Genomic DNA, 26,802 nt, shown 5'->3' with positions numbered 1-26,802 from the left:
CGAGGGAAATTATAAAAATTAGTTTACTTTTTCTCCATAAGAAGAAGTCACTACAATGCTTCCCCCAACAGCACATATTTTATCTTTCGCACTTTGGCTAAAACGATGGGCTTCTACTTTAAGTGCTTTGCTAATAGTTCCTTTAGCTAAAATAGCTAATCCATCTTTTGCTAGTTTTTTGATAATACCTTTTTCTAATAAAGCATCTGTTGTTACAGTTTCACCTTCTTGAAACATCTTTTCAAGTGTGTCTAAATTAACTTCGTTCCACTCTTTTTTGAATATATTAGTGAAACCTCGTTTTGGTAAACGTCTATGGAGTGGCATCTGACCACCTTCAAAACCTCGCATGCTACTATAACCTGAACGAGATTTTTGTCCTTTGTTACCACGAGCCGATGTTTTTCCATGGCCTGAACCCGGGCCCCGACCAACCCTTTTTTTGGCTTTGTTGGCTCCTTTTGGAACACCAATATTATGCAATCCTAATGACATAAAAGCTCCAAACATTTGCAAATATTTTAATCTTCTACCACTCTAAGGAGATGTGGCACCTTTGCAACCACTCCGCGAATTGAAGGAAGATCTGGATGCGTTACCACCTGATTTAACTTACGTAGTCCTAACGTACTAACCATTACTTTATGTGGTTTTGGTGTACAAATCACACTACGGTAAAGTTGTATCTTAATTTTTTTATCAACTGCTTGAGACATATTTTCTCCTAAAAAACCATAATTCATTAATTATATCTCTTCTACTCTTTTGCCTCTAAGTCGAGCTACTTCTTCATGGCTTTTTAATTTCTTTAACCCATCAAACACAGCTCTAACAATATTATGGGGATTATTTGAACCAAGAACTTTTGTTACGACATTAGTAACACCTACAGATTGCATAACAGCACGAACAACGCCCCCAGCTATAACACCTGTACCTTCAGGAGCAGGCTTAAGTAGAACTCTTCCAGCACCAAATTCTCCTATAATAGGATGTGTTAAAGTGTTACCACTTAAAGGTATTTTAATAAGGTTCTTTTTTGCAGAGTCTAAACCTTTTTTAATTGCACTAGGAACTTCTTTAGCTTTACCAGAACCAAAACCAACTACCCCATGCTCATCTCCAACAACTACCAAAGCACTAAAACTTAGGTTCTTACCACCTTTTACTACTTTAGTTACTCTATTAATTGAAACAACAAAATCTTTTAGTTCTAAGTCTGCTGTAACAACACGCTCCATTAAAATTCTCCTAATATTTTACAGTTGTTAAAAACTTAACCCTATTTCACGAGCTGCTTCTGCTAAAGATTTTATGCGCCCATGATAAAGATAACCACCACGATCAAAAACTACTTTTTGTATTCCCTTATCAATAGCACGCTTGGCTATTAGTTGGCCTACATATTTAGCAGCTTCTATATTTCCACCAGCTTTTTCTTTATAGTCTTTCTCTAAAGTTGAAGCAGAACATATTGTAGATCCTGTCAAATCATCAACTACTTGAGCATAAATATGATTTAAGCTACGAAAAACGCAGAGACGTGGTCTTTGTGTGGTTCCTACAACTTTTTTGCGAATACGTTTATGAACAGCCTGTCTAACTTTTGCTCGTGATTTCATTGTAATCATTGCTCAAATACTCCTAGAGAAGTCCTTTATTTACCTGTCTTACCAGGCTTAAGTTTTAATACTTTTTCTGCATAACGTACCCCTTTACCTTTGTAAGCATCCGGTTTACGTAAATTATGCATATCAGCTGCTACTTGACCTAAAATTTGACGATCTATTCCTGACAAAGTAAGTGTAGTTTGATACTGAGGAATAGTTTTACCAGCAATTTTATCTGCTCTAAAATCTATGCCTTCTGGAACTGGGAAATCTATCATATGAGAGTATCCCAGATCAAATATTATTGACTTTTGCCCACTTGATTGTTTTTTTGAAGAATAAGCGCGAACAGGCTTTTTAGCATCATTCACTTTACTACGATCTAATTCCACTCTGTAGCCTACGCCTACAATATCAAGTTGTCTAGTAAAGCCTTTTGTAACACCTGTCACAGAATTTGCAAGTAAAGCTCGTGTTAAACCATAAAGGGCAGCAAAATCATTCCCTTTGCTCTCAACTTTAATAGCATTATTTTCGACCTTTACACTTATACCGTTTGGTATAGATGTTTTTAAGACACCTTTTGGGCCTGTTACTTGCACAATCTCTGATGAAATCTCTACTTTTACATCTTTTGGCAGTTCTATTTCTTTTTTACCAACTCTTGACATATCAGTTCCACCTATATTACAAATCCAGAAACATAAATTTCAGATTTATATATAAAAACTCTCAATTTATCTTAATATATGTTACAAAGCAACTCCCCACCTAATTGGGCTTGGCGCGCTTGTTTACCTGTCATTAAACCTTTTGAGGTACTAACAATATTTATACCTAATCCACCTAAAACATTAGGGATCTCGCTATTTTTCACATAAACTCTGCTTCCAGGTTTAGATACACGTTTTAAGTAGTGAAGTACCATTTCACCTTTTGGGCCATAGCGTAAATACACTCTTATGGCTTTTCTTGCACCCTCGCCAGCTACTTTATAGTTGTTTATATAGCCTTCTTCTTTTAGAATACGGGCAACTTCAACTTTAAGCTTTGAAGAAGGTATATCTACTTGTGTATGTCGTGCTGCTAATGCATTACGAACACGCGTCAACATATCAGCAATTGGATCCATAAAACACTTTCCCTATACAAAAATTTTTCGCCTTGAAAAGGATCTTTACAATTTACCAACTTGCTTTCGTAACCCCAGGTATTTGACCCTCTAAAGCCAAATTACGAAAACAAATACGGCATAATGAAAATTTTCTCAAATAGGCCCGAGGCCGTCCACAACGTTTGCACCTATTATAGGCACGAGAACTAAACTTAGCTTTTTTGTTTGCTTTAAAAAGCATAGATTTTTTAGCCATAATTAACTTACCTAACAGTACCTAATATAATTTATTTTAGTTAACTCGAAATGGCATTCCAAAGTGTCGTAACAATGCCCGAGCTTGTTCATCTGTTTTAGCCGTGGTTACAATACAAACATTCATACCACGTGTTTTATCAACTTTAGCAAAATCAATCTCTGGAAAAATTAATTGATCTCGTAACCCTAAAGTGTAGTTACCACGCCCATCAAAAGATTTAGGAGATACCCCACGAAAATCACGTACTCTAGGCAACACTACACTGATTAAACGATCTAAAAACTCATACATTCGATCATTTCTTAATGTTACCATAGCTCCTATAGTCATATTTTGTCGTAACTTAAAGGCAGCTATAGATTTTTTAGCACGAGTTATTACAGGTTTTTGACCTGTAATAACAGCTAGTTCATCCGCTGCTATATCTAAGATTTTAGCATTATTTGAAGTAATAAAATCTCTTCCCAACCCCATATTGATAACTATCTTCTCTATTTTTGGTACTGCCATAGGGTTAGTAAGCTCAAATTCTTTCATCAAAAGAGAGGAGACTTGTTCTTTGTATTTTTGCTTTAGTCTTGGTACCATAATTAAATACTTAGCCTTGTTAATAAAATCTTTTTACAAAACAATTCAAAACTGATCTTAAAATAGAGAGTTTTTTAAGTAAAATCAAAACTTAATCTCTCAAAACTTTTAGTTTTGAAATATGTATTAAGCCTTCTTTTTCAACAATACCACCTTTTACACCACGTGTTGGGTTGGATTTTAGGTGACGCTTTACTACATTAACTCCTTCAACCCTAGCTTTACCTTGTCGATGGTTTACTTCAATAACTCTACTTTTTTTGCCTTTATCTTTACCAGAAATAACCATAACCCAGTCATTTTTTTTGATGTCATTGACTCTTACATTGACTAAGCTTTTTAGCTTAAGAGCTTTTAATCCCATTATATTACCTCCGGTGCAAGAGAAACTATTTTCATAAATTTTTTCTCACGCAATTCACGAGCAACAGGGCCAAAAACGCGTGTACCAATAGGCTCTCCATCAGCTTTAATAAGTACAGCAGCATTTTGATCAAATCTAATATAGCTACCATCCCGACGACGCACTTCTTTGCGGGTACGTACAACAACAGCTTTTACTACTTGCCCTTTTTTAACTGTGCCATCAGGACTAGCTTCTTTCACAGAAGCAGTTATTACATCCCCTAAAGAGGCTCTTAAACCTGTACTGCCGCCGATTGGTAGTATCATCGCTATTTTTTTTGCTCCAGAATTATCTGCCACATCCAAAATAGTTCTCATTTGAATCATAAGAAATTCTCCTAAAAATAACTTTTACTTATAAAACAACTTTTTGTAAAACTTCAGCTACTCGCCAACGTTTACAAGCAGAAAGTGGACGTGTTTCAATAATCCTAACCTTATCACCTATATTACAATCTATGTTTGTATGTGCCATAAATCTTGTACGCCGCCTTATATAACGCTTATACTTATGATGACGTACTAAACGATCAACACGCACCACAACGGTTTTCAGCATTTTATTACTAGTTACTATACCAACTTTTTCAGCACGACGGCCCTGGCTAGAAGTTACCTTTTCTTGAGAATTTTCTTCTACTTTATTTTCTTCTGACATAATGATTAACCCAATTCCAAATTAAATCTTACAATTAATGTTTAATTGCCAACACTCTTTCACGAGCTATTGTCTTTACTTGAGCAAGCTCTTTTTTCTGTAAACGAACACCTTTAACTGCATCCACTTCTCCTAAGCTTTTCTTAAAACGACCTCTAAAGATCTGTTCTATAAGCTCAGTTTCTCGTGTTTTAAGATCTTCATCAGACATTTCACGTATTTCTTGTATTTTCATAACACCCCACTCTCTAACTCGTCACGGGTAACAAACTTAGTTTTTATGGATAGTTTACTTGCAGCTAATTTCATAGCTTCTCTTGCTACTTCTTCACTGATGCCTTCCATTTCAAAAAGAACACGACCTGGCTTTATTACAACTACCCAACCTTCTGGGGCTCCTTTGCCTTTTCCCATACGCGTTTCAGCAGGTTTTTTAGTAATTGGTTTATCTGGAAAAACTCTTATCCATAGCTTTCCACCACGTTTTACAGAACGTGTAATTGCAACGCGAGCTGCTTCAATTTGTTTACCTGTAACCCAAGCAACTTCCATTGCCTTAAGACCATAGTCACCAAAGGCCACTGTAGCACCACGAATAGCTTTACCGCTCATTCGACCTCTTTGTTGCTTACGGTACTTCATTCTTTTTGGGATCTTATATTCTGCCATTTTTTACTCCAAAACATGACACTATGTAATAGTTTTAATTATTCTATACAGAAACTTCTAGCGACCACGTGCATTTAATGATTTTTCAGCTTGTGTTTTACGTACATCCAAGATTTCACCACGATAAATCCAAACTTTTACACCTATAACCCCAAAGGTTGTATAAGCTTGAGCAAATCCATAGTCAATGTCTGCACGTAAAGTATGTAAAGGTAATTGACCATCTAAGTACCATTCAGAACGAGCTATTTCTGCTCCACCCAAACGACCTGATACACGTACTTTAATACCTAAAGCATTATAGCGTTTTGCGCTATCAACAGACTTTCTCATAGCACGACGAAAAGCGACACGTTTTTCTAATTGAGAAGCTATTTGCTCTGCTTGAAGCTGGGCGTTTAGTTCAGGTCTACTAATTTCTTGAATATTTACAATAACATCTCTACCTGTTTGAGCTTGTATTTCTGACTTAAGCTTATCAATCTCTTGTCCTTTGCGACCAATAATAATACCAGGACGAGATGTATGAATAATGATTTTTAATTTGTTTGCAGCCCTTTCAATATCAATATGGGAAACACCTGCGCCTGCAAAACGAGTTTTCAAATCTTTCTTTAAGCTTAAATCTTCTAATAAAAGCTTACCAAAATCCTTCTTAGCATACCAAATTGAACGCCAAGTACGATTAACTCTTAATCTAAAGCCGTAAGGATGTACCTTCTGACCCACATTAGCCTCCGAACTTAAAGTTATAACTATGTTTACTTAGTTTGATTAGATTCGCTTGAAACAACAACCGTGATATGACAGTAATGCCGACGTTCCCTATAGGCACGTCCCATAGGAGCGGGACGAACGCGACGACGCCATTTTGTTATTCCAATGTCTACATGACAATTACTAACTACAAGTTTTTCAACATCAACAGAAACATTGTTTTTGTCTGCTTTATGCAACACATTAGCAACAGCCGAACGCAGCACTTTTTCAATAGGTCTAGCAGATCTTTTATTAGTAAAAGATAAGACAGCAAAGGCATCTGCTACATTACGACCTCTAATAGTATCAACAACTAATTTCGCTTTTTGTGCTGAACCTTTTATATATTTTGCAATTGCTTGGGCTTCCATTTACTTAACTCCAAACTAAAACTCGTGATTTTAGTGATTTTTTCTATTTTTTACCAGCCGGTTTAGCACTTTTTTCTGTCTTATCCCCAGCATGACCCTTAAAAGTGCGTGTAGGAGCAAATTCTCCTAATTTATGTCCAACCATGTTTTCAGTAACATAAACAGGAAGGAATTTTTTACCATTATGAACAGCCAAAGTATGACCAATCATATCTGGTATTATAGTTGAACGTCGGGACCAAGTTTTATAGACTTTTCTTTCATTTGCTTTATTCATTCTTTCAATTGCATTTGTCAAATGACGATCTACAAAAGGCCCTTTTTTAACAGAACGTGCCATAAATCACCTCAACTGCTTTACTTTCTACGCTTAACAATAAACTTATCAGTTCTTTTATTGTTTCTTGTTTTATAACCACGGGTAGGTTGTCCCCAAGGAGTTACTGGATTACGACCACCACTTGTTTTACCTTCACCACCACCATGTGGGTGATCAACAGGATTCATTGCTACGCCTCTTACGGTGGGACGTCGCCCAAGCCAGCGCGAACGGCCTGCTTTACCTAAGGAAACATTTTCATGTTCAATGTTACCTACTTGGCCTACTGTTGCCATACAATCAACTTTAACTCGGCGAATCTCTCCGCTTGGTAAACGTAACTGAGCCCAGTCACCTTCTTTAGAAATTAATTGTGCAGAAGCTCCAGCACTACGAACCATTTGACCACCTTTACCAGGTCTAAGTTCAACATTATGAACCTCAGTACCTAAAGGTATATTTCGCAACGGCAAAGCATTTCCTGCAATGATATCTGCTTCCGGGCCAGAAAGTATTTTTGCCCAACCTCCAAACCTACAGGGGCTAAAATATAGCGTTTTTTCCCCATCAACATAGCTAAGCAAAGCTATACGTGCTGAGCGATTTGGATCATATTCTAAAGAAACAACTTTTGCAGGGATACCAACTTTGTTACGCTTAAAATCAATAATTCTATAAAGCTTTTTATGACCACCGCCTCTATGACGTACTGTAACATGACCAATGTTATTACGGCCTGAACCACGCACTTTAGAAACTGTTAATCCTTTACAAGGTCTTACAGCATCCAAATTTTCATTTGTTAAGTAAGTTTGGTATCTTCTAGCTGCGGAAGTAGGTTTTAATTTTTTTATACCCATGATGTAAATCTCATTTACCTAAAATAAAATAAATAACTGATTAGTCTTAAGTTTTAAGGATTTAAAAGTACAAAGATTGAATTTTGCGCTTAAAATACAGAAAGAGGGTAAACCTCAAACAAACTACTAGACTACATCACCATACTCAATTACTTTTTCACCAGCCTTCAAGGTCACATAAGCTTTACGCCAATCAGATTGACGACCTTCAAAACGACCTCGACGCTTCATTTTGCCTTGATAGTTGGCAATACGAACAGACTCAGCATCTACCTTAAAAATAGCTTTGACAGCATTTTTTACTTCTATTTTGTTAGCAGATCTATCAACATAAAAAACTAACTTTTGTTTGCCATCTTGTGAGCTTTCTTTTAAGCGCAATGCTTTTTCTGTAATAACAGGCCCTTTAATTACATCCCATACTGAACGCATTACTTTATCCCCTTTACTTTAGTAAAATAGTTTGAAGTTGCATGATAGCTTCTTTACTAAAGATAAGCTGTTCGTGATTAAGCAGATCATATATGTTAACGCTGTCACTAGAAACGCGCTTAACTCTCTCAAGATTGCGTGCAGACAAAGTCAAGTTATTGTTATCTTTTAGATCTACTAAAAGAGCTTTTTTGTCTCCACCTAAGTTTTTAAGCACTTTAAGAAGATTTTTAGTTTTATGATCTTCTAGGTTAAAGTTTTCTAATACCAATAATCCACCTTCACGTAAGCGTTCAGATAAAACAGAACGTAAAGCTCCGCGACGCATTTTCTTAGGTATAGAATATCCCCAATCTCTTGGTTTTGGCCCGTGTACATTGCCACCACCTTTCCAAAGAGGAGATCTGATAGAAGCTACCCGCGCTCGGCCTGTACCTTTTTGTTTCCATAACTTACGGCCAGCACCAGAAACTTCACCACGTGTTTTAGTAGAAACTGTGCCTTGTCTTTGATTAGCTAAATAACACTTAACAGCTTCATAAATCAATGCTTTGTTAAGTGGAGCCGCAAAAACTACATCTTGTAGCTCTAATTCTCCAGTTTCTTGGTTTTCTAAATTTTTGACTTTTACAACAGCCATTTTTTACTCCATAAACAGGACAAAATCCTAACTTTTCTTCCTGATAAGTAAATATCCGCCCTTTGGTCCAGGCACACTACCTTTTACTAGTAAAAGATTGTTCTCTGTATCAACTTGAACAACCTGTAAATTTAAGATTGTTTTACGCTCTACGCCCATATGTCCTGCCATTTTGGTTCCTTTTATTACTCTTGAAGGAAAAGCAGAAGCTCCTATTGAACCTGGAGCGCGATGGAACATTGATCCGTGAGTAGCACGACCACCACCAAAACCATGGCGTTTTATAAAACCTGCAAATCCACGCCCTTTTGTAGTGCCAATAACATCTATAGTGTCATTTGCAGCAAATTGAGCTACTAAAACACTATCACCTACTTTAGAACTATCGTCAGAGGTTTCTAGACGAAATTCCCTTAAAATTCTTGTAGGGGGAATAGATTGTTTTCCACGTGCTTTTGATTTATCAGTTTGACCAAAATGGCCTAACAATGGTTTAGAGACACGTTTAGGAGCGCGTTCTTCAACTAAACCTAGTTGTACAGCTTCATACCCATCTTTAGTAGAAGTCTTACGTTGTACCACTACACAAGGACCGGCTTTAATCACTGTAACACAAGTTACTGTACCATCTGGTGCGAATACTTGTGTCATACCTACTTTTTTTCCAATGATGCCATTAATCATAAACTAAAACTTAGCCTCACTGATTTTTAGTCTTACAAAATTAAAAATCTATTGTTAATTTTTTACTTATGCTCTCTGCCAAAAGCTTTTATCTCTACATCAACACCAGCAGGAAGATCTAATTTCATTAAAGCATCTACCGTTTGAGGTGTAGGATCCAGAATATCCATAAGTCTTTTATGTGTACGAATCTCAAATTGTTCTCGAGACTTTTTATCGACGTGTGGAGATCTCAATACAGTATATCTATTCTTAACTGTAGGTAGAGGTATTGGCCCAGCAACTCTAGCACCTGTACGTTTAGCTGTATCAACTATTTCCGCAGTTGACTGGTCAAGCACTCGATAATCATAAGCTTTTAATCTAATTCTAATTTTTTCATTTAGCATATTCTTAACTCTACTCAATAATTTCAGAGATAGTACCAGCCCCAACAGTTCTACCACCTTCACGAATGGCAAAACGAAGACCTTTTTCCATAGCAATAGGAGTAATTAAAGTAACTTCAATAGCAATGTTATCACCAGGCATAACCATTTCAACTCCTGTTGGTAAATCTGCTACACCTGTTACATCTGTTGTACGAAAGTAAAATTGTGGTCTATATCCTGTAAAAAATGGAGTATGTCTTCCACCTTCTTCTTTGGTCAATACATATACTTCCGCTTTGAATCTAGTATGAGGCTTTATTGTTCCAGGCTTAGCTATTACTTGTCCTCTTTCTATTTCTTTTCTATCCACACCTCTTAATAGTAACCCTACGTTGTCTCCTGCTCTTCCTTCATCCAACAACTTCTTAAACATTTCTACGCCTGTTACTACTGTTGTACGAGTGTCTTTTATTCCTACAATTTCTACTTGTTCACTTGTTTTTACTATTCCTCTCTCTACTCTACCTGTAGCAACTGTTCCTCTTCCTGCTATTGAGAAAACATCTTCAACAGGCATTAAGAAAGGTTTATCAGTTTGGCGTTGAGGAGTTGGAATATAAGAATCAACTGATGCCATTAATTCTTCAATTGTACTTTCCCATTTAGGATCGCCATTTAATCCACCTAAAGCAGAACCACGAATTACTGGAATATCATCACCTGGAAAATCATAAGAAGAAAGAAGTTCTCTAACTTCAAGTTCAACTAAGTCAAGGAGTTCAGGGTCATCAACCGCATCAACTTTATTCATAAAAACAACCATAGCAGGAACACCTACTTGGCGAGCAAGGAGAATATGTTCTCTAGTTTGTGGCATTGGCCCGTCAGTCGCTGCAACAACCAGAATAGCTCCATCCATTTGTGCTGCTCCAGTTATCATGTTTTTTACATAGTCAGCATGTCCTGGGCAATCTACGTGGGCATAATGTCTATTTGCTGTTTCATATTCTACGTGTGCTGTTGCAATTGTGATTCCTCGTGCTTTTTCCTCTGGTGCGTTATCTATTGAATCAAACGCTCTCACTGCTATTTTTGGATTTTTCTTTGCTAATACTTTTGTTATTGCTGCTGTTAATGTTGTTTTTCCGTGATCTACGTGTCCTATTGTTCCTACGTTTACGTGCGGTTTACTTCGATCAAATTTCTCTTTTGCCATATCTTGACTTTACTCCTAGAAAACTTTATCTTAACTTAAGTCACTGAAAATATTATATTAAGCAGTTGTGCCTCTAACTTTGGCAATAATTTCATCTCCAACAGATTTAGGAGTTTCTTCATAATGCTTAAAGTGCATTGTGTAAGTTGCTCGACCTTGAGTAGAAGAACGTAAATCCGTTGCATAGCCAAACATAGTAGAAAGAGGAACGGCAGAAATAATAACTTGTGTACCTGGACGAGATTCCATTCCTTCAATTCGTCCTCTTCGTGAGTTTATATCACCTGTTATTGATCCCATATACTCTTCCGGTGTAACAACTTCTACCTTCATAACAGGTTCTAATAAAACCGGATCTGCCTTTTTGGCAGCATCTTGGAAAGCCATTGAGCCAGCTATCTTAAAAGCCATTTCGCTTGAATCAACTTCATGATAGCTACCATCATATAATGAGATTTTTATATCTACCATTTCATAGCCAGCTAAAATACCGCGTTCCATAGCTTCTTTTATGCCTGTTTCAACAGGATTAATATATTCTTTTGGAACAACACCACCAACAATTTTATTTTCAAAAACAAATCCGCTACCTGGTGGTAAAGGTTCTAATTCTATCTTGACGTGACCATACTGACCACGACCACCACTTTGACGGATAAATTTGCCTTCACCTTTTGAAATTTTGCGAATGGTTTCACGATAAGCAACTTGAGGTTTACCAACGTTGGCACCTACCCCAAACTCTCTTTTTAGCCTATCCACTATTATTTCTAAATGTAATTCGCCCATTCCAGAAATTAGAGTTTGACCTGTTTCATTGTCAGTGCTAACTCTAAAGGAAGGATCTTCTTGAGCTAATCTATTTAAAGCAATACCTAGTTTTTCTTGATCAGGTCTTGTTTTAGGTTCAATTGCTACTGCAATAACAGGTGCAGGAAATTCCATAGCTTCTAAGATTACAGGATTGCTTTCCACACAAACTGTATCACCAGTAGTAACATTTTTAAGACCACCAATAGCAATTATTTCACCAGCAAATGCTTCATCAACATCTTCGCGTTTATTGGCATGCATACGCATTATTCGGCCAACACGTTCTCTATTTTTCTTAGTAGAATTTAGTACATAACTTCCTGATTTCAAGTGACCAGAATAGATACGCACAAAAGACAAACTACCAATATGCTTGTCTGCCATAATTTTGAAAACTAAGCCTGAAAAAGGTGCTGTATCATTTGCAGGTCTTTCTTCTTCAAGCTCTGTTTTAGGATTAATTCCTACTACAGAGGGGATATCCAAAGGAGAAGGCAGATAATCTATAACAGCATCTAGTAAGGTTTGGACACCTTTATTCTTAAAAGCTGCTCCAGTTATAACAGGAACTAGTTTTAAGGCTATTGTACCTCGGCGAAGTGCTGATCTAAGCTCTTGCTCAGAAAAATCTGTATTTCCTTCTAAATACTTATTAGCAATTTCGTCATCATAATTGGCAATGGCTTCTATCATTTGTTCGTGCATTTCTTCAGCTTGCAATTGCAAATCCGCTGGAATATCAATGACAGAATATTGTGCGCCCTTGTTTTCATCATCCCAAACAATTGCTTTCATAGCAAGAAGGTCTACTACACCACGAAAAGTATCTTCGTTCCCAATAGGTAGGTGTATAGGTACGGGATTAGCACTTAAACGTGAGCGTAATTGGGAAACAACTTCTGAAAAGTTAGCTCCCGGACGATCCATCTTATTAATAAATGCAACACGTGGAACATGATATTTATCGGCTTGTCGCCAAACTGTTTCTGATTGTGGTTCAACACCCCCTACAGCACAAAAAACAGCAACTGCTCCGTCCAATACTCTTAAAGATCTTTCTACTTCAATAGTAAAATCAACGTGACCTGGAGTATCGATTATGTTGACTCGAAATTGCTCGCCTTTTCTTGTCCAAAAGCAAGTAGTGGCAGCAGAGGTTATAGTAATACCTCTTTCTTGTTCTTGTTCCATCCAGTCCATGACGGCTGTTCCTTCATGAACTTCCCCTATTTTATGGCTCACTCCTGTATAGTAAAGTACGCGTTCGGTAGTCGTTGTTTTACCAGCGTCTATATGAGCCATAATTCCAATATTGCGAAAACGATAAAGCGGTTCTTGTCTACTCATAATTTTGCAGTGTCATTGAAACAAATTTCTGACAACTGACCCTAAAAACTTACCAACGATAGTGGGCAAAAGCTTTGTTAGCATCTGCCATTTTATGTGTATCTTCTCTTTTCTTAATGGAGCTACCTTTACCAGCAGCAGCGTCTAAAATCTCCCCTGCTAACCGATCACGCATAGTTTTTTCTCCACGTCTACGAGAATAATCAATTAACCAACGAATAGATAGTGATGTACCACGATGAAGACTAACTTCTACAGGTACTTGATAAGTTGCACCACCAACACGTCGGGAGCGTACTTCAACTTTTGGTCTAACATTTTCAAGAGCTTTCTTAAAAACTTTTAGAGGATCATCTTGTGTTTTCTCTTGAATATTATTAAGTGCTCCATAAAAAATTCCTTCTGAAACAGAGCGTTTGCCATCCCACATCATATTATTAATAAATCTAGTCACCATAGTATTATTATAGATGGGATCGGGAAGAACTTCTCTTTTTTCAGCAACTCTTCTTCTTGGCATACAAAAATAACTCCTTAATTTACTTATGAAGCAGTTCTACTTTTTCTTAGCTGGTGCGCCTTTAGCTGGTGCGCCTTTACCGGGTGCGCCTTTGCCGGGTGCAGCTTCTTTTGGACGTTTAGCTCCATATTTAGAGCGTCCTTGCTTACGGTTAGCTACACCAACCGAATCTAATGTTCCACGAACAATATGATAACGCACGCCTGGCAGATCTTTAACGCGACCACCACGAATTAAAACAATAGAGTGTTCTTGTAAATTGTGACCAATACCAGGAATATAAGTAGTTACTTCAATTCCATTAGTTAATCTTACGCGAGCAACCTTACGCAAAGCAGAATTTGGTTTCTTTGGTGTAGCAGTATAAACGCGAGTACAAACGCCACGTTTTTGTGGGCAAGCTTGTAAAGCTGGGCTACTAGTTTTGTAAGCAACTTTATCACGTCCTTTGCGAACTAATTGGCTAATTGTTGGCACTTCCCTTTGCTCCTTCAAATACAAGTGAAAAGTAAAAGCAATAGAATTACTACTTAATAAAGCAATTTACTTTTTAGATAAATTACTGGTTAAGTAAAATTTTAAAATAAATAGAATTAAATTAATTTGGGTATAACTTTTGAGTTTGTGCGTATCCTTTAGGCGTAACCCATAGCCTAGGCTTCTCTGTGGCGTGCGTTAAATTTAGGTAAGAGATAAATATGCGGAGACAAAAAACATCTCTTTTACGCCACAATAATAAATTACTCTCTAGTATTAAGAACTAGAATTGAGTTAAAAGCAGTGAAATTAAAAGCTTTACTGCTTGCTCGTTTCCGCACTAAAAAAACTCAAAAAACCTAAAAACGAGCTTTGTTGAAATTCTTTACCAACGAAAGTGTGGAGTCTAGATTAAGAGATGTGTGCTGTCAAGGAAAAGTTTCCGAATATCTGAATAATTGTTCAATTATTTCTAATAGACAGTCTATTTCTATAATCTATTAATCAAAGAAGCAGCAAACCCGGCTCCAAACCCATTATCAATATTTACCACTAAAACATTGGAAGCACAACTATTTAGCATTCCAAGAAGTGCTGCAATACCTCCTAAAGCAGCCCCATAGCCAATGCTTGTGGGAACAGCGATTACAGGAACAGAGACTAACCCCCCTAATACAGAAGGAAGTGCGCCTTCCATACCAGCAGCACAAACGATTACACGCATTTCAGCAAGTCTTTCCATTTCGCTTAAAAGGCGGTGAAGACCAGCTACACCAACATCATAAAACCTTACTATTTCATTACCAGATATTTCTGCTGTTATGGCGGCTTCTTCTGCAACGCTTATATCAGAAGTTCCTGCTGTGACAATACCTATTTTTCCTTTTCCCTGTAAGTTAAAGTTTCTTTTAATAGTTATAGCACGAGCATCTTTATGAAAAGTGGCATCTGAGGCAATTTGTTTAACCGTCTCATAGGCTTCTAGGTTAGTTCTAGTTACTAGGACGTTACTACCAGCCTTTAGCATTCTTTCAACAATACCTGTTATTTGATCACTAGTTTTTCCTTGTCCAAAAATAACTTCTGGAAAGCCTTGACGGATAGCTCGATGGTGATCAACACGAGCAAATCCAATATTTTCATAGGGAAGGGTGCGAAATTTTTCTAAAACTTCCTCTAAGCTATATTGATCTTCTTTATAAGCTTTTAGGAGATCAGAGATTTTGTTGCGATCCATAAATATTTCCTAGCTAGCAAAATTAACAAAATGGCTAAAAAGCATATTTCTTAAATAGCATGACAAGGCTAAGTTTGTCAGGTTAGCATTGCTTAATATTGCCTTAAAGCTTATTTAACTTGTTTTTAAGGAAAAAATTTATGGCTAAAAAAATAATTGTTGGCATAACTGGTGCAAGTGGTGCGATTTACGCCCAAAGGCTACTACATTATCTAGAAGAAAGCCCTTTGGTTGAAACCATTAATTTAGTAATAACTTCTGCTGCAACTACAGTAATAAGAGAAGAATTATCATTAAAGTTTTCAGGAGTACGCCAAACAGATGCAGAATTACTCCTAGGACGGCCAACAACAAAAATTAAGCATTTCCCTGCTAAAGATATTGGTGCAAGTATCGCAAGTGGGTCTTATCCTGTTGATGCAATGGTAATTATCCCTTGCAGTGTCAACACTTTAGGAATGTTAGCAGCAGGAATTGTTAGAGATTTAGTTCATCGTGCGGCAGATGTCACCTTAAAAGAAAGTAGAAGACTAATACTTGTTCCAAGAGAAACACCACTAAATCGAATACATCTAGAAAATTTATTAAAATTACATCAGGCAGGAGCAACAATAATCCCTGCAATGCCTGCTTTTTATCATAACCCTAGTACTATTCTTGATTTAGTAGATCATTTTGTTTTTCGTATTTTGGATCATTTAGGTGTTGCTCATTCTGATGAAAGTATATGGCAAGGAAGAACTAGCACAAACAAACAATAGCCTTAATGATAGATTTGATAGTCTATTTCTGAAAAAATATTATCTTTGCTTTCAATTTCTGAAAGCCAAGCTTCATCAATTCTGTCAGAAATTATGTCTTGGTAAAGTCTAGTAAATCTATGGATATGATCCTTAAATCTCTTTATTGCATAAGGAACCATTGTTGCGGTAGTAATAATAAATGCCCAATCGCTTGATTGAGCTAAGACTAGCTCCCTAGCAGCTTGTTTTAAGGCTCTCAAGTAAAGACCTGTAGCATTTGGATAACGTTGGGCAAGTTCAATCATTCTTTTTTCTGCCATATGTTGATGAGGATAGATCCAACTAGTAGCAGTGTTGACCCAAACTCGATTATAGCCTTCTGCACCCCAAGTTGAGGCTGAAGGGGTTTGTTGTTGATTTTCCGAATACATTTCTAAGTAATCTGAAGGGGTAATTAGAGTAATTTCATTTTGTTCATAATGAATTTTCTTAATTAAAAAACTAAGAAACTGTGGCCCCTCAAACCACCAATGCCCAAATAGTTCTGCATCGTATGGTGAAACCACTATAGGATTACGTCCTATCATTTGCTTAAGCTGTCTTACTTGTGCTAAACGCGAAAGAATAAAATGATTAGCATGATTAATGGTCGTTTCTCTAGCCCAATCAGGAACATAGGGTTGCTTTTCGTGTAGTTCAACTTTGCCAGTAACACGAAAATATTTTATTCCCAAGTTACGACGTTTCCCATCAGAATGTAAAAAGGGCTTAATATATTCTTCTTGAGCATCCCAGCCTAGGTCACGATAAAATTCACGGTAATTTGGATGACCTGGATAGCCTATATCTGCACTCCAAACTTGTTCGCTGGTTTCAACATCTCGAGCAAAAGCAGCAACACCTGATGGAGTAAGAACAGGAGCAAAAATCCCGCGTCGTGGGCGAGGATCGCCAAACATAATGCTATGAGAGTCTACAATAAAAAATTTTAACCCTGCTTCAGCTAATAACTTGTCTACACCAGGTTGATAAGCACATTCTGGAAGCCAAATCCCTCTAGGCCAACGTCCAAAATGTTTAGCATAATTACGGCAGCCAATATGTATTTGCGCACGTCTAACCGCATCATTTGACATTAAAGGTAAAAAACCATGCGTTGCTGCACAAGTAATAATTTCTAGCACACCTTCATCTTGAAGATTGCGAAAACCTGCTATTAAATTACCATGATATTTTTCATTAAATAGCTTTTGTGCAGCTACAAAATGTTCATGGTGAAGTTTAGCAGCCTCAAAATATGGTGTGTCCTTGGTTCGTTCTAATTCGCTGGTAGTAAGTTTAACTAATTTAGCAATTCGTTCAGAGTAACGAGATTGTAAGAGTGGGTCGGCTAGCATCTCACAGAGACTAGGAGTTAAAGTCATTGTAACACGGAACTTAACTCCTTCTTTGACTAAATTTTCAAATAAAAATAGCAGTGGAATGTAGGTTTCTGTAATAGCCTCATAGAGCCAATCTTCTTCCAAAAATTCTGGATATTCTGGATGTCGCACAAATGGCAAATGTGCATGCAGTATTAGTGCAAGATAGCCTGCTTCCATATTATTCCTTAACACAGCATAATTGCTTTTTTCTAAAAGCTAATAGTTTTATTAGTCATACTAGGCAACCAAGGATTACGCGATGGATAAGGGCGATGCTCAGAAGAGCCAACCATATAACGTGGTGCAACATGATGAGGATGTAGCGCGTCAGCAAATAAACCTTCCACCTCTGCTACAGCTTCGCGTAAATATTCTGGGATTAAATAAAGAAAAGCTAGAAGAGTTAAATCGCCTCCTTCGCCTCTTTCTTGTAGTTCTTTAAGCAAAGCACGTATTCTTGGAGGTAGGTTGTCTATTTGATCATCTTGTAAACTTTCGCCTGATGATACGGTAGATAAAATACTAGAAACATTTTCTGGTAGCGCGTTCATTACTCTTTCCGGCCCTAGCATACCAGCAAAAGCAGCAAATCCTGATGCTCTTAAATTATCTGCAAAATCTTGTCCAACAATTTTGTATTCTGGCTCTGGATCAATATTTTTGGAAATAGTTCCTCTAGGAGTCGTGATTTCATCTGCTTCTAATAAACGAATATAACCGCGTTCAGATGAAAGCATTCCTACTTCAATATGATAATGTTTATCAGGCAAAACACTTAGCCAATAATCCCCAGATTCTAAAATATTGATAAATTTAACATCATTAAAGGTAAGTTCAGTTACTTTTAAGACTGGTGAAAAGCTTTCTGCAATATGCTGAGGAAAAACAGCTTTTAGCTTATCAAAGACTTGTGGGCGAACATTCCAATAAACCCAAATATGAAAAGGGTCTTGTAGCATTGCTCGAATAGTATCAACATCATAGCTATCAGGTATTTCCAACCCTTTATCAATAAAAATTTCCTGTGATGGTTTAGTAATTCTCTCCTCTATCAATTCAGCAATAGGGGTTTCGCTTACGATTTCTAATTGATGAGATGGAAAAAAAGAGGATTGAGACATAACCATATTTGTTGCCTTTCTTGGAGCTTTATTTAGCTTTGCTTAGATAAATTTCTTAGATTTTAGCAAGCCATTTGACAATATTTCATACACTAGGAAGTGTCAAGCAACCTTGACGTTTAGAGCTTTGCTTAAATATGATTTTGTCAGAAAATTTAATTCTTTGTTGTTAACTTTTTGTAAAGTATTTCTAATAAAAATTTTTTAACTAATTATTCTTTTAGAATCAAAGCTTTAGCATAGCAGGTAACTTTTGCATAAATTAAATAAAAGGTTTTAACTACTAAAAAATGAATGATTTACTAAGACTACTCCGCTATGCTAGACCCTACACACTAGCTTTAATTACTGGGATTTTACTAACTATATTTGTTGGGCTATTTGAAGCTGCTCGAATTTCTTTAGTAGCTCCTATTTTTGATGGTCTAGCAAATCAAAATACAACAAATGCTATTAGTAAATTCGCTGGTGTATCTTACCTAGTTGAATATCTTCCAAAACTAAATCAAGCTGGTGTTATAGCTCTCTTATTACTTTTGTTTACTATACTTAAAGGAATAGCATTATTTTTTTCTGGTTACTTACTAACTCACGTAGGGCAAAAGATTATCGTTAAATTACGCCAAGAATTATATGAGCATATCCTAAAGCAATCAGACCTATTTTTTAGCAAACATCGTTCAACAGACCTTACTGCTCATATAATTAGCGATGTTGAACGAGTCCAGCATGCTGTAACAGTCCTGCTTTATGATACTTTAAGAGAATCTTTTACTTTAATTGTATTGTTAGCTTATGCTTTTTCTGTTAGCTGGCAATTATCTGTGTTTTCATTAGTTATAGTTCCAGTAGTCTTTGCTATTACAGTTCGTTTTGGTAAACGTTTGCGCCGGACTAGCCATAAAACCCAGGAAGGTATTCAAGAAGTTTTAGGAATTGCTCAAGAAACTATTTCTAGCAACCGGGTTGTAAAAGCCTTTGGAATGGAAAACTTTGAGTCAAAAAGATTTTTTGACTCACTAGATAAACTGCGTAATACCAACATGAAAACAGCTACGGCTCTTTATCTTTCTTCGCCTATTTTAGAGCTAGTTGGTTTTTTACTTTTGGGAGTCTTGATTTTATTTGCTCAAAGTTTAATTGTAAGAGGAAGTCTTTCTATTGGAGCATTTACGGCTTTGCTAGTAGCACTTGCTAAGCTTTATGATCCAATGCGTAAACTTAGCCAAACACATAACACTTACCAACAGATTTTTGCTGCTTCAACACGAGTTTTTGCTATTTTAGACGAGCATACAGAGCTAGAAGACAAGCCTAATGCCAAAACTTTAATATCATTTTTAGAAAATATTACTTTATCAGACGTGTCATTTTTCTATCCTAATAGTGATCAAGCAGCATTAAGTAGCATTAATTTAACAATTAATAAGGGACAAATGGTTGCATTAGTTGGAAAAACTGGTTCTGGAAAGTCAACTTTAAGCAACTTATTAATGAGATTTTCTGATGTAACAGCAGGAAAAATTCTTTTAGATGGTGTAGATATTCGAGATATAAAACTTTCAAGTTTGCGCTCACAAATGGCTTTAGTCAGTCAACAAGTTGTGTTATTTAATGACACTATTCATAACAACATTGCTTATGGTCGAGGTGATATTAGCCGAGAAGAAGTAGAAATGGCAGCAAAAGCGGCCTTTGCACATGATTTTATTATTGAGCGTGGCGGCTATGATGTAGTTGTAGGGGAAAACGGGTCTGAACTCTCAGGTGGACAACGTCAGCGCGTTGCAATTGCAAGAGCATTGCTAAAAAATGCCCCTATTTTGATACTTGATGAGGCGACATCAGCACTTGATACAGAGTCCGAACAACAAGTTCAAAAAGCGTTAAACAATTTAATGCAGGATCGCACAACCATTGTTATTGCTCATAGGCTTTCAACCATTCGTCAAGCGTCTTCTATTGTGGTACTAGACAAAGGGCAAATCATAGAAACAGGAACACATGACCAATTATTAGCAATGGGTGGCTTGTATCAAAAGCTTTATGAATTACAATTCAGTCAAGAAGAAATTAGTGAAGAGATTAATCTAACAAGGAACTAAACTTTATGCTTAAAAGCATGACCGGATTTGGTCAAGCAGTTTTAGAAAATGAAAAATATCGTATTACTGCTGACGTTAAAACCGTTAATAACCGATTTTTAGATATTCATATTAAAATGCCAAGTGAGCTATCTACAATGGAAATAGCTCTAAAAAAGCGTGTACAAAGCTTTCTTAAGCGTGGACGTGTAGATTTAATTATAACGCTAACTCAAACAGCAGAATCAAGTTATGAAATAAATCTACCTTTAATAAAAGGTTATTTTAAGGCTCTACAACAAATTCAGATGCAACTAGATTTAGACACTAGCTTTGATTTAGGGTTACTAGCAAAACTCCCCAATGCTATCCAATTAACTACAACATCAGCTAATCTTGACCAAGATCTAAATAATCATCTAACTACAGTTGTAGACCAAGCTTTAGAAAAATTAACTGCCATGCGTTTAGTTGAGGGAAAAGAATTAGAATTGGAACTAATGAGCCGACTAGAAAAAATAGAAGCATCTATTCCTGAGATTGAAAACAATGCTGGTCAACTAACTGAGTTTTACCGAGAACGATTGCAAAAAAGGATGCAAGAAATCCTCCCCAACAGTATCCAACTTGATCAAGGACGCTTTAGCCAAGAAGTTGCTTATTTAGCTGAACGTAGTGACATAACAGAAGAAATTGCCAGGTTAAAAAGCCATGTTTTACAATTTAAAGAACTTTTAACAACTGTTGAAGAAGCAGGAAAAAAATTTGATTTTATCTTGCAAGAAATGAACCGGGAAGCTAATACTATTTTAGCTAAATCTGGTGAGTTAAATATCTCAAAAATGGCAATTGAAATAAAAACCGAAATAGAAAAATTAAGAGAGCAAGTGCAAAATGTCGAATGATATTAATAATTTTAGAAGATTAGGTAATTTACTAGTAATAACTGCCCCCTCTGGTGCTGGTAAGTCCACCCTTGTAAAACGACTACGTACAAGTATTTCAGAAATAGCTTTTTCTATTTCTTATACAACTAGACCACCTCGTTCAGGAGAAGAGCATGGACGAGACTATTTTTTTGTTAGTATCCCTGAATTTGAAAAAATGAAAGACGAAAATCAATTTTTGGAATGGGCAAAAGTACACAGTAACTATTACGGTACACATAAAAAAAATGTTACAGAAATACTTTTGCAAGGCTATGATGTAATTTTAGATATTGATGTACAGGGAGCGGAACAAATAAAGTTAGCAATGCCTGAAGCAGTATTAATATTTATTATGCCCCCTTCATTTTCTGCACTCTCAGAACGTTTATATAGTCGTGATTTGGATAGCAAATCAGTCATTGAACACCGCTTAAAAGCTGCAACTAAAGAAGTTGCCTGTTATGACAAATTTGATTATGTAATTATCAATGATGATTTGGATTCTGCAACAACTGCTTTAGTTTCAGTAGCGCAAGCCGAAAGGCTTCGGCCCAATCGTATGAGTAATAAACTTAAACATATCCTCACAAGCTTTCCTTTATCATAAATTAAACTAAAAAGAGGGGTTTTATGAAAATAGCATTAGGTGTAAGTGCTTGTATCGGTGCATACAAGGCTGTTTTAGTACTACGCCATTTACAAGAATTAAGTGTAGATATTGAAGTAGTAATGACTAAACATGCTCAAGAATTTATCCAACCGCTTACTTTTCAAGCATTATCCACACATCCTGTTATAACAGATATGTTTGCTTCGACAGAACGCAGCGATATCTATCATATTTCTTTAGCACAAGCTATTGATTTACTTGTAATTGCACCTGCAACGGCAAATATTATTGCTAAATTAGCTCATGGAATTGCAGATGATTTTCTTACAACACTTTATCTTTCAACTCCTGCACCAACATTAATTGCGCCTGCAATGAATGTTGAAATGTGGCGACATCCTGCAACACAAGAAAATATTAAAATTTTAAGTGATCGAGGAGCGAAATTTATTAATCCTGAAGCAGGCTATTTAGCTTGTGGAATGAAAGGCGAAGGACGTTTGGCAGATCCGCTAGAAATAGCTCAAAAAGCCGTGCAAATAATCCAAGAAAATAAAGCTAAAACCTCTGTTGTTAAAACAGATTTGATTAATGAACATATATTGATTACAGCCGGGCCAACTAGAGAATATATTGACCCTGTTAGATTTATTTCCAATCGATCATCGGGAAAAATGGGTTACGCTATTGCTCAAGCAGCAATAGAACGAGGTGCTAAAAGTTACACTTGTTAGCGGGCCTGTATCAATCGCCCCTCCAGATCAAGCTAATTTAATTAAGGTTTCTACTACCGAAGAAATGTATAGGGCTGTTTTAGATAATTTTGACAATGCAACAATAGTTATTAAATCTGCTGCTGTCTGTGATTATCGACCACTAGTAATATCTAATCAAAAAATCAAAAAAACTTCGTCTGAAATGTCTATCGAACTTGAGCGAACTCAAGATATTTTAGCTGCTCTTGGAGAAAGAAAAACTAGTCAAGTCTTAATTGGATTTGCAGCCGAAACACAAAACTTAATTGAATATGCTCAAGATAAACTAGAAAGAAAAAATCTGGATTTAATTATAGCTAACGATGTTAATGCCTTAGATGCAGGTTTTGATAGCGATAGCAACCGAGTAACAATGATTGACCGCGATAGCAATAAAGTAGAACTTCCGCTAATGCCTAAACGCGAAGTAGCCGATTATATTTTGGATGCTGCTGTTAGACTAAAAAATCTTAGTTAATTTTGACCAGAATTAGCCAAATTTTGCATTTAAACACTGTAATCTTTTTAAGAAAAAAGTAAAGGAGTTAAAAACCGTGAGCAAACAAAAAACTAAAGACAAAATAGTTTATCCAGAAAGCGACGGCAAACCGATGTGTGACAATACTTTGCAATATTATTGGATTACAGTTATTCAAGAAAATTTAGATAAAATACTACCTTGTTTTGTTGCAGCAGATTTACTTTGGTATCCTGTAGAGGGAGAGCCAAAAATTTCTGCTGCTCCTGATGTGATGGTAATGTTTGGCCGTCCCAAAGGTCATCGAGGCTCTTACAAACAATGGGAAGAAGGAAATATTGCCCCTCAAGTCGTTTTTGAAATTCTTTCTCCAAGTAACACTAAAAAGGAGATGGCCGAAAAACTACTTTTTTATCAAAAATATAACGTCCAAGAATATTATCTTTATTATCCTCAGCGCAATACATTGCGAGGTTGGCAAAGGCTAGGAGAACAATTAGTTGATATTGTCCCTATGTCAAATTGGACTAGTCCCCTTTTAGGTATCCGTTTTGAACAATCAGACCAAGAACTAACGCTCTATCATGCTGATGGTCAAAGGTTTTTGTCTTTTTTGGAGCTTAACCAACGCTATGAAGACATTTTATTAGCTGAATCACAAGCTAATGCTCAAATACAACAAGCCAATGCTCAAATAGAGCGAGAACGCCAACAACGCTTACTTGCTGAACAGCACCTTGAACAAGAACGTCTTCGTGCTGAACAACTTAGAGCTAAGCTTCGTGCTTTGGGAATAGATCCAAATATTTAAGATTTTTTTAATAGCCTAGTTTAACAATTCTTAAGCTAGGCTATTCCTATTGCGTAGTTTGACTAGTATTAGCCAATTCTTTATCTTTTATCGATAAAATTTCTGCCATTGCTAAACCAAGTATTAGCCAAAAAACAATTACTACTTCACCATCTCCAAAATTAAAATGCACTAAAGCACTGACACTAAAACCAACTAAACCGCCTAAAGCCCCTAAAATAATGGCTCGCTGTTGCCAATGTAACGCGCTAGCTTTAACACTTAATAAAAATCTGCTAAATGTACGTAGAGCTTGCCCAATAACACCTAGATAAAGCAGCAAGGCAGGAATACCCCACCAAACAGTTAATTGCAAATAAGTAGAATGAAAATGTCCAGGCGGTAGTTCTCCATTACGAAACATTCCCCACTCCCGCCAATGTTTACGCTCGCTGCCTTTTCCAATTCCTAAAATAGGGTGTTTTTTGACTAGCTTAACGCCTTCTTGCCAAATTTCAAGCCTCCAAGTTGTGCTACCATCTTTTAGATCAAATAGTCCTACACCACGCCATTTAGCAATAGCATAAACTCCTACAGGTAGAGCAATTAGCAGCATTGCAATTAAAATTAGCCGACGATTACCTTGAGAAAACAAAGTAATTGCTAAAGCAGATAGCCCTAGACCTGCTAAAGGGCCTCTAGTTGCTGTAAAAATCAATGTTGCTGTAAAAGCAATGGCAAGTAGCCCAAGTCCAATAAGTACCCAGTTTGATCCACGTTTAGGGCAAGCTAGCAAAAAGCCAAATAGCAATGAAGTAATTAACTGCAAGGCTTCTGCATAAGTAGAATAATGGTTATAAAAGCCTTGTGCGCGAAAATCCCGACCAGGAGAAACATCTATTCCTAATCGTTCAACCCCTTTTAGCTCTGTAGACTTTTGAAACCTTCGTCTTAAAACATCTCCAACAAGTAGCATTTCATTATGGCGAAACTCGACTTTTACCATAGTGTCAGGATCGCCTTTATCTATCACATCAGAAAAGACTTGCAAGGAAGTTATAGGAACTCCATCAGCCTTAAGCAGCACATCACCTTCAACAAAAATAATGTTAGTTCTACGATTAAGTAAGCTATGAGGATGTATTTTATCTATTTTAGCCCTTGTCCTTTGGCTTTTAAGTATATTGAATAGCCAACATTTACAGAGCAAGACATAATTAAAACTAAAGCTAAACGTCTAGCTCTTTGACCATCACAAGCACGAACAGCAACAAAATAAAAAAGACTAAAAAAAGCTAGTTGTTTTAAGCCACTAAAACTAGTTAATCTTTCATAAGAAAAACAGGCTGAAAGCGCGGCCCAAGCAAATAAGCCTAGTAAGGGTAAATCTAGCGGGGTAGCTTTAAGAGTAAATTGTTTTTTTGCAGCACAGCTTATAAGCCAAAACAGCGCAGCAGCTAAAAAGCTACCTTGAGAACCTGCAATAGAATGAGGTGCGGCTAAAGCACAAGCGTAGAGGCAAAAGGTTGAGAGTTTTTCAAATTTTTCTGCTAGGTTAAGTCGGAAACTACTGGTCAATTTATATAAAACATCCTTTAACTTGGTCTTGCTACAGGGCTTAAAGTAGTAGTGGATTTACCAGTAGTTGCGGATCTAATAAGAAAATCTGTGTCAGGAAATTCTAGGCGCAAGATTTGTTCAGCTAATTGATACTTTAAGGTAAGAAACCGGCCAGAATAAAGATCTGACATAGGTTTAGCAATATCTGCAAATAAAGGGTCAAAAATATTGCTTCGCCCACCAATCATTACTTTTCCGCTTCCAACCGAATATATCCACCTCCTACTACAAAAAATTCAACCAAATTTTCCTCAAAACGTTCACCAAAACTTTTTCTAAATATTCTCTTACCTTAGCAAGTGCTAGAGTATTGTTATTTTCTGTGTGTGGTAATACGCTAATCATAGGATGATCAGCTATGATTACAATACAAAACTTAAAAGATTTTTCTGTTGCTTCTTTATTAGACAAATATTCTTCTAGCATTTCTTTGCTTTCTGGAACAATGGCACTAGCAGAAGTAAGTAGGGAGTCTATGTCAATACGAAACATTTCTGTCCGGTCTAAATGATCTCTAACTTGTTCTTTAGTTAAATCAACTACAGTTCTGCCAGCATCACCATAGGTTTCTACACAGGAAAAAATCAAGTTATAAATCTCTTTAGTTACAGAAGGAAAACTAAGCAACAAATCACGTTGTTTAAGGGGAATTAGGCTTTCATAACGCTTTTGAAACAAGGTGGCATATTGTACATAATGACGTAAATCTCCACGTCTCATCAACAGCATGCTTTTTAATAAAGATAATTTATCTTCTAATTTTTTATTAAGAAAGCCACGATAAAATTTATCAAAACTCTCCACTTCTGTTTCAGATAAAGGAGTGTCTAGAGCGCAACGTCCCTCTGCCACTAACTGGTTAATGATAATTCCTGATTGGCTTTCCATAATTGTCCTAG

At 36.5% G+C, this 26,802-nt stretch carries 37 protein-coding genes and 1 pseudogene; 6 read left to right on the top strand and 32 right to left on the bottom strand.

Annotation, left to right across the window (positions count from 1 at the left end; genetic code table 11):
* Positions 1–18 precede the first annotated feature (18 nt).
* The 26 genes from rplO to larB all read right to left on the bottom strand — a co-directional run bounded on the left by rplO (position 19) and on the right by larB (position 15,349).
* Entirely contained in the window at positions 19–495 is a 477-nt protein-coding gene (gene rplO / locus IPK14_04965) for a 50S ribosomal protein L15 (GenBank protein ID MBK7992771.1), read from the bottom strand.
* Positions 496–521: 26 nt separating this feature from the next.
* Positions 522–716, bottom strand: coding sequence for a 50S ribosomal protein L30 (gene rpmD, locus IPK14_04960; GenBank protein MBK7992770.1), 195 nt, complete (start codon positions 714–716; stop codon positions 522–524).
* A gap of 30 nt (positions 717–746) precedes the next feature.
* Positions 747–1,241: a 30S ribosomal protein S5 gene (gene rpsE, locus IPK14_04955; GenBank protein MBK7992769.1), complete on the bottom strand. Its 495-nt coding sequence runs from the start codon at positions 1,239–1,241 to the stop codon at positions 747–749.
* A gap of 27 nt (positions 1,242–1,268) precedes the next feature.
* Positions 1,269–1,631: a 50S ribosomal protein L18 gene (gene rplR, locus IPK14_04950; protein MBK7992768.1), complete on the bottom strand. Its 363-nt coding sequence runs from the start codon at positions 1,629–1,631 to the stop codon at positions 1,269–1,271.
* Positions 1,632–1,657: 26 nt separating this feature from the next.
* A complete protein-coding gene (locus tag IPK14_04945) occupies positions 1,658–2,281 on the bottom strand; it encodes a 50S ribosomal protein L6 (GenBank protein ID MBK7992767.1) in 624 nt (207 codons plus the stop codon).
* A gap of 71 nt (positions 2,282–2,352) precedes the next feature.
* The gene (rpsH, locus tag IPK14_04940) at positions 2,353–2,742 is read right to left on the bottom strand and encodes a 30S ribosomal protein S8 (GenBank protein MBK7992766.1); all 390 of its coding nucleotides are present in this window, start codon (positions 2,740–2,742) and stop codon (positions 2,353–2,355) included.
* A 52-nt stretch (positions 2,743–2,794) separates the two neighbouring features.
* Positions 2,795–2,980, bottom strand: coding sequence for a type Z 30S ribosomal protein S14 (locus IPK14_04935; protein ID MBK7992765.1), 186 nt, complete (start codon positions 2,978–2,980; stop codon positions 2,795–2,797).
* Positions 2,981–3,016: 36 nt separating this feature from the next.
* Positions 3,017–3,571: a 50S ribosomal protein L5 gene (gene rplE / locus IPK14_04930; GenBank protein ID MBK7992764.1), complete on the bottom strand. Its 555-nt coding sequence runs from the start codon at positions 3,569–3,571 to the stop codon at positions 3,017–3,019.
* 91 nt (positions 3,572–3,662) lie between these two features.
* Positions 3,663–3,935, bottom strand: a complete 273-nt coding sequence (gene rplX, locus IPK14_04925) for a 50S ribosomal protein L24 (protein ID MBK7992763.1) — start codon at positions 3,933–3,935, stop codon at positions 3,663–3,665.
* Positions 3,935–4,303 carry a 50S ribosomal protein L14 gene (gene rplN / locus IPK14_04920; GenBank protein MBK7992762.1) on the bottom strand — a complete coding sequence of 123 codons (369 nt, stop codon included), beginning with the start codon at positions 4,301–4,303 and terminating at the stop codon, positions 3,935–3,937. The genes rplX and rplN overlap by 1 nt, the downstream gene beginning before the upstream one ends.
* Before the next feature lie 28 nt (positions 4,304–4,331).
* Positions 4,332–4,634: a 30S ribosomal protein S17 gene (gene rpsQ / locus IPK14_04915; protein MBK7992761.1), complete on the bottom strand. Its 303-nt coding sequence runs from the start codon at positions 4,632–4,634 to the stop codon at positions 4,332–4,334.
* A 34-nt stretch (positions 4,635–4,668) separates the two neighbouring features.
* Positions 4,669–4,869: a 50S ribosomal protein L29 gene (gene rpmC, locus IPK14_04910; GenBank protein ID MBK7992760.1), complete on the bottom strand. Its 201-nt coding sequence runs from the start codon at positions 4,867–4,869 to the stop codon at positions 4,669–4,671.
* Positions 4,866–5,303, bottom strand: a complete 438-nt coding sequence (gene rplP, locus IPK14_04905; GenBank protein ID MBK7992759.1) for a 50S ribosomal protein L16 — start codon at positions 5,301–5,303, stop codon at positions 4,866–4,868. Before rplP ends, rpmC begins: the two co-directional genes overlap by 4 nt.
* Before the next feature lie 57 nt (positions 5,304–5,360).
* Positions 5,361–6,032 carry a 30S ribosomal protein S3 gene (rpsC, locus tag IPK14_04900; protein ID MBK7992758.1) on the bottom strand — a complete coding sequence of 224 codons (672 nt, stop codon included), beginning with the start codon at positions 6,030–6,032 and terminating at the stop codon, positions 5,361–5,363.
* Between the two features lie 32 nt (positions 6,033–6,064).
* Positions 6,065–6,433, bottom strand: coding sequence for a 50S ribosomal protein L22 (gene rplV, locus IPK14_04895; protein ID MBK7992757.1), 369 nt, complete (start codon positions 6,431–6,433; stop codon positions 6,065–6,067).
* Positions 6,434–6,476: 43 nt separating this feature from the next.
* Positions 6,477–6,773 (bottom strand): 30S ribosomal protein S19, encoded by a 297-nt coding sequence (rpsS, locus tag IPK14_04890; GenBank protein ID MBK7992756.1) that lies wholly within the window; start codon positions 6,771–6,773, stop codon positions 6,477–6,479.
* A gap of 17 nt (positions 6,774–6,790) precedes the next feature.
* Positions 6,791–7,612, bottom strand: coding sequence for a 50S ribosomal protein L2 (rplB, locus tag IPK14_04885; GenBank protein ID MBK7992755.1), 822 nt, complete (start codon positions 7,610–7,612; stop codon positions 6,791–6,793).
* A gap of 126 nt (positions 7,613–7,738) precedes the next feature.
* Entirely contained in the window at positions 7,739–8,044 is a 306-nt protein-coding gene (gene rplW, locus IPK14_04880; protein ID MBK7992754.1) for a 50S ribosomal protein L23, read from the bottom strand.
* A 13-nt stretch (positions 8,045–8,057) separates the two neighbouring features.
* Entirely contained in the window at positions 8,058–8,684 is a 627-nt protein-coding gene (rplD, locus tag IPK14_04875; GenBank protein ID MBK7992753.1) for a 50S ribosomal protein L4, read from the bottom strand.
* Positions 8,685–8,711: 27 nt separating this feature from the next.
* Positions 8,712–9,368 carry a 50S ribosomal protein L3 gene (gene rplC / locus IPK14_04870; GenBank protein ID MBK7992752.1) on the bottom strand — a complete coding sequence of 219 codons (657 nt, stop codon included), beginning with the start codon at positions 9,366–9,368 and terminating at the stop codon, positions 8,712–8,714.
* 62 nt (positions 9,369–9,430) lie between these two features.
* Positions 9,431–9,757, bottom strand: a complete 327-nt coding sequence (gene rpsJ / locus IPK14_04865) for a 30S ribosomal protein S10 (GenBank protein MBK7992751.1) — start codon at positions 9,755–9,757, stop codon at positions 9,431–9,433.
* A 10-nt stretch (positions 9,758–9,767) separates the two neighbouring features.
* On the bottom strand, positions 9,768–10,955 hold the full coding sequence (gene tuf / locus IPK14_04860) for an elongation factor Tu (GenBank protein ID MBK7992750.1): 1,188 nt from the start codon (positions 10,953–10,955) through the stop codon (positions 9,768–9,770).
* Between the two features lie 57 nt (positions 10,956–11,012).
* A complete protein-coding gene (gene fusA, locus IPK14_04855) occupies positions 11,013–13,115 on the bottom strand; it encodes an elongation factor G (GenBank protein ID MBK7992749.1) in 2,103 nt (700 codons plus the stop codon).
* A 49-nt stretch (positions 13,116–13,164) separates the two neighbouring features.
* Entirely contained in the window at positions 13,165–13,635 is a 471-nt protein-coding gene (rpsG, locus tag IPK14_04850) for a 30S ribosomal protein S7 (protein ID MBK7992748.1), read from the bottom strand.
* Between the two features lie 36 nt (positions 13,636–13,671).
* Entirely contained in the window at positions 13,672–14,112 is a 441-nt protein-coding gene (locus IPK14_04845; GenBank protein ID MBK7992747.1) for a 30S ribosomal protein S12, read from the bottom strand.
* A 490-nt stretch (positions 14,113–14,602) separates the two neighbouring features.
* On the bottom strand, positions 14,603–15,349 hold the full coding sequence (gene larB, locus IPK14_04840; protein ID MBK7992746.1) for a nickel pincer cofactor biosynthesis protein LarB: 747 nt from the start codon (positions 15,347–15,349) through the stop codon (positions 14,603–14,605).
* 140 nt (positions 15,350–15,489) lie between these two features.
* On the opposite strand from larB, the gene IPK14_04835 reads away from it, so the two are divergent.
* The gene (locus IPK14_04835; protein ID MBK7992745.1) at positions 15,490–16,110 is read left to right on the top strand and encodes a UbiX family flavin prenyltransferase; all 621 of its coding nucleotides are present in this window, start codon (positions 15,490–15,492) and stop codon (positions 16,108–16,110) included.
* Positions 16,111–16,112: 2 nt separating this feature from the next.
* Here IPK14_04835 and IPK14_04830 read toward each other — a convergent pair whose 3' ends face one another.
* Together IPK14_04830 and IPK14_04825 are read right to left on the bottom strand one after the other, a co-directional pair.
* Positions 16,113–17,693 (bottom strand): DUF1957 domain-containing protein, encoded by a 1,581-nt coding sequence (locus IPK14_04830; protein MBK7992744.1) that lies wholly within the window; start codon positions 17,691–17,693, stop codon positions 16,113–16,115.
* A gap of 32 nt (positions 17,694–17,725) precedes the next feature.
* Positions 17,726–18,637 carry a DUF4912 domain-containing protein gene (locus tag IPK14_04825; protein ID MBK7992743.1) on the bottom strand — a complete coding sequence of 304 codons (912 nt, stop codon included), beginning with the start codon at positions 18,635–18,637 and terminating at the stop codon, positions 17,726–17,728.
* Between the two features lie 290 nt (positions 18,638–18,927).
* Here IPK14_04825 and IPK14_04820 point away from each other — a divergent pair, with 290 nt between their 5' ends.
* The 5 genes and pseudogenes from IPK14_04820 (at position 18,928) to IPK14_04800 (ending at position 24,304) form a co-directional block, all read left to right on the top strand.
* The gene (locus IPK14_04820) at positions 18,928–20,742 is read left to right on the top strand and encodes an ATP-binding cassette domain-containing protein (GenBank protein MBK7992742.1); all 1,815 of its coding nucleotides are present in this window, start codon (positions 18,928–18,930) and stop codon (positions 20,740–20,742) included.
* Positions 20,743–20,747: 5 nt separating this feature from the next.
* Positions 20,748–21,626, top strand: a complete 879-nt coding sequence (locus tag IPK14_04815; protein MBK7992741.1) for a YicC family protein — start codon at positions 20,748–20,750, stop codon at positions 21,624–21,626.
* The gene (gmk, locus tag IPK14_04810; GenBank protein ID MBK7992740.1) at positions 21,616–22,257 is read left to right on the top strand and encodes a guanylate kinase; all 642 of its coding nucleotides are present in this window, start codon (positions 21,616–21,618) and stop codon (positions 22,255–22,257) included. Before IPK14_04815 ends, gmk begins: the two co-directional genes overlap by 11 nt.
* Positions 22,258–22,280: 23 nt before the next feature.
* Positions 22,281–23,493 (top strand): annotated as a pseudogene (gene coaBC, locus IPK14_04805) (bifunctional phosphopantothenoylcysteine decarboxylase/phosphopantothenate--cysteine ligase CoaBC).
* A gap of 133 nt (positions 23,494–23,626) precedes the next feature.
* Positions 23,627–24,304: a Uma2 family endonuclease gene (locus IPK14_04800; GenBank protein MBK7992739.1), complete on the top strand. Its 678-nt coding sequence runs from the start codon at positions 23,627–23,629 to the stop codon at positions 24,302–24,304.
* Between the two features lie 46 nt (positions 24,305–24,350).
* On the opposite strand, the gene IPK14_04795 is transcribed toward IPK14_04800, so the two are convergent.
* The 4 genes from IPK14_04795 to IPK14_04780 form a co-directional block, all read right to left on the bottom strand.
* A complete protein-coding gene (locus IPK14_04795) occupies positions 24,351–25,370 on the bottom strand; it encodes an O-antigen ligase family protein (protein MBK7992738.1) in 1,020 nt (339 codons plus the stop codon).
* Between the two features lie 62 nt (positions 25,371–25,432).
* Complete coding sequence (locus IPK14_04790) at positions 25,433–25,861, bottom strand: hypothetical protein (protein MBK7992737.1); 429 nt, start codon at positions 25,859–25,861, stop codon at positions 25,433–25,435.
* A gap of 17 nt (positions 25,862–25,878) precedes the next feature.
* Positions 25,879–26,091: a hypothetical protein gene (locus IPK14_04785; protein MBK7992736.1), complete on the bottom strand. Its 213-nt coding sequence runs from the start codon at positions 26,089–26,091 to the stop codon at positions 25,879–25,881.
* A gap of 37 nt (positions 26,092–26,128) precedes the next feature.
* Positions 26,129–26,791: a hypothetical protein gene (locus IPK14_04780; protein ID MBK7992735.1), complete on the bottom strand. Its 663-nt coding sequence runs from the start codon at positions 26,789–26,791 to the stop codon at positions 26,129–26,131.
* Between the last annotated feature and the right edge of the window lie 11 nt (positions 26,792–26,802).

The sequence above is a fragment of the Blastocatellia bacterium genome, assembly GCA_016713405.1.
In the GTDB taxonomy this organism is placed as follows: Bacteria; Acidobacteriota; Blastocatellia; order Chloracidobacteriales; family JADJPF01; genus JADJPF01.
The sequence above is the reverse complement of the archived record's forward strand: the minus strand, read 5'-3'. Positions and strand labels throughout refer to the sequence as shown.

Bases quoted from the DNA above. Each gene is read 5' to 3' on its own strand.
- rplW (MBK7992754.1), bottom strand. From the start codon at position 8,044: ATGCGTTCAGTATGGGATGTAATTAAAGGGCCTGTTATTACAGAAAAA.
- tuf (MBK7992750.1), bottom strand. From the start codon at position 10,955: ATGGCAAAAGAGAAATTTGATCGAAGTAAACCGCACGTAAACGTAGGA.
- rpsH (MBK7992766.1), bottom strand. From the start codon at position 2,742: ATGGATCCAATTGCTGATATGTTGACGCGTGTTCGTAATGCATTAGCA.
- IPK14_04945 (MBK7992767.1), bottom strand. From the start codon at position 2,281: ATGTCAAGAGTTGGTAAAAAAGAAATAGAACTGCCAAAAGATGTAAAA.
- IPK14_04935 (MBK7992765.1), bottom strand. From the start codon at position 2,980: ATGGCTAAAAAATCTATGCTTTTTAAAGCAAACAAAAAAGCTAAGTTT.
- IPK14_04815 (MBK7992741.1), top strand. From the start codon at position 20,748: ATGCTTAAAAGCATGACCGGATTTGGTCAAGCAGTTTTAGAAAATGAA.
- rpsE (MBK7992769.1), bottom strand. From the start codon at position 1,241: ATGGAGCGTGTTGTTACAGCAGACTTAGAACTAAAAGATTTTGTTGTT.
- fusA (MBK7992749.1), bottom strand. From the start codon at position 13,115: ATGAGTAGACAAGAACCGCTTTATCGTTTTCGCAATATTGGAATTATG.
- rplE (MBK7992764.1), bottom strand. From the start codon at position 3,571: ATGGTACCAAGACTAAAGCAAAAATACAAAGAACAAGTCTCCTCTCTT.
- gmk (MBK7992740.1), top strand. From the start codon at position 21,616: ATGTCGAATGATATTAATAATTTTAGAAGATTAGGTAATTTACTAGTA.
- rplC (MBK7992752.1), bottom strand. From the start codon at position 9,368: ATGATTAATGGCATCATTGGAAAAAAAGTAGGTATGACACAAGTATTC.
- IPK14_04835 (MBK7992745.1), top strand. From the start codon at position 15,490: ATGGCTAAAAAAATAATTGTTGGCATAACTGGTGCAAGTGGTGCGATT.
- rplD (MBK7992753.1), bottom strand. From the start codon at position 8,684: ATGGCTGTTGTAAAAGTCAAAAATTTAGAAAACCAAGAAACTGGAGAA.
- IPK14_04780 (MBK7992735.1), bottom strand. From the start codon at position 26,791: ATGGAAAGCCAATCAGGAATTATCATTAACCAGTTAGTGGCAGAGGGA.
- rplO (MBK7992771.1), bottom strand. From the start codon at position 495: ATGTCATTAGGATTGCATAATATTGGTGTTCCAAAAGGAGCCAACAAA.
- rpsG (MBK7992748.1), bottom strand. From the start codon at position 13,635: ATGCCAAGAAGAAGAGTTGCTGAAAAAAGAGAAGTTCTTCCCGATCCC.
- IPK14_04825 (MBK7992743.1), bottom strand. From the start codon at position 18,637: ATGTCTCAATCCTCTTTTTTTCCATCTCATCAATTAGAAATCGTAAGC.
- rplB (MBK7992755.1), bottom strand. From the start codon at position 7,612: ATGGGTATAAAAAAATTAAAACCTACTTCCGCAGCTAGAAGATACCAA.
- rplR (MBK7992768.1), bottom strand. From the start codon at position 1,631: ATGATTACAATGAAATCACGAGCAAAAGTTAGACAGGCTGTTCATAAA.
- rpsS (MBK7992756.1), bottom strand. From the start codon at position 6,773: ATGGCACGTTCTGTTAAAAAAGGGCCTTTTGTAGATCGTCATTTGACA.
- rplX (MBK7992763.1), bottom strand. From the start codon at position 3,935: ATGGGATTAAAAGCTCTTAAGCTAAAAAGCTTAGTCAATGTAAGAGTC.
- rpmD (MBK7992770.1), bottom strand. From the start codon at position 716: ATGTCTCAAGCAGTTGATAAAAAAATTAAGATACAACTTTACCGTAGT.
- rplV (MBK7992757.1), bottom strand. From the start codon at position 6,433: ATGGAAGCCCAAGCAATTGCAAAATATATAAAAGGTTCAGCACAAAAA.
- rplP (MBK7992759.1), bottom strand. From the start codon at position 5,303: ATGGCAGAATATAAGATCCCAAAAAGAATGAAGTACCGTAAGCAACAA.
- IPK14_04820 (MBK7992742.1), top strand. From the start codon at position 18,928: ATGAATGATTTACTAAGACTACTCCGCTATGCTAGACCCTACACACTA.
- rpmC (MBK7992760.1), bottom strand. From the start codon at position 4,869: ATGAAAATACAAGAAATACGTGAAATGTCTGATGAAGATCTTAAAACA.
- rplN (MBK7992762.1), bottom strand. From the start codon at position 4,303: ATGATTCAAATGAGAACTATTTTGGATGTGGCAGATAATTCTGGAGCA.
- IPK14_04830 (MBK7992744.1), bottom strand. From the start codon at position 17,693: ATGGAAGCAGGCTATCTTGCACTAATACTGCATGCACATTTGCCATTT.
- larB (MBK7992746.1), bottom strand. From the start codon at position 15,349: ATGGATCGCAACAAAATCTCTGATCTCCTAAAAGCTTATAAAGAAGAT.
- IPK14_04785 (MBK7992736.1), bottom strand. From the start codon at position 26,091: ATGATTGGTGGGCGAAGCAATATTTTTGACCCTTTATTTGCAGATATT.
- rpsJ (MBK7992751.1), bottom strand. From the start codon at position 9,757: ATGCTAAATGAAAAAATTAGAATTAGATTAAAAGCTTATGATTATCGA.
- IPK14_04800 (MBK7992739.1), top strand. From the start codon at position 23,627: ATGTGTGACAATACTTTGCAATATTATTGGATTACAGTTATTCAAGAA.
- rpsQ (MBK7992761.1), bottom strand. From the start codon at position 4,634: ATGTCAGAAGAAAATAAAGTAGAAGAAAATTCTCAAGAAAAGGTAACT.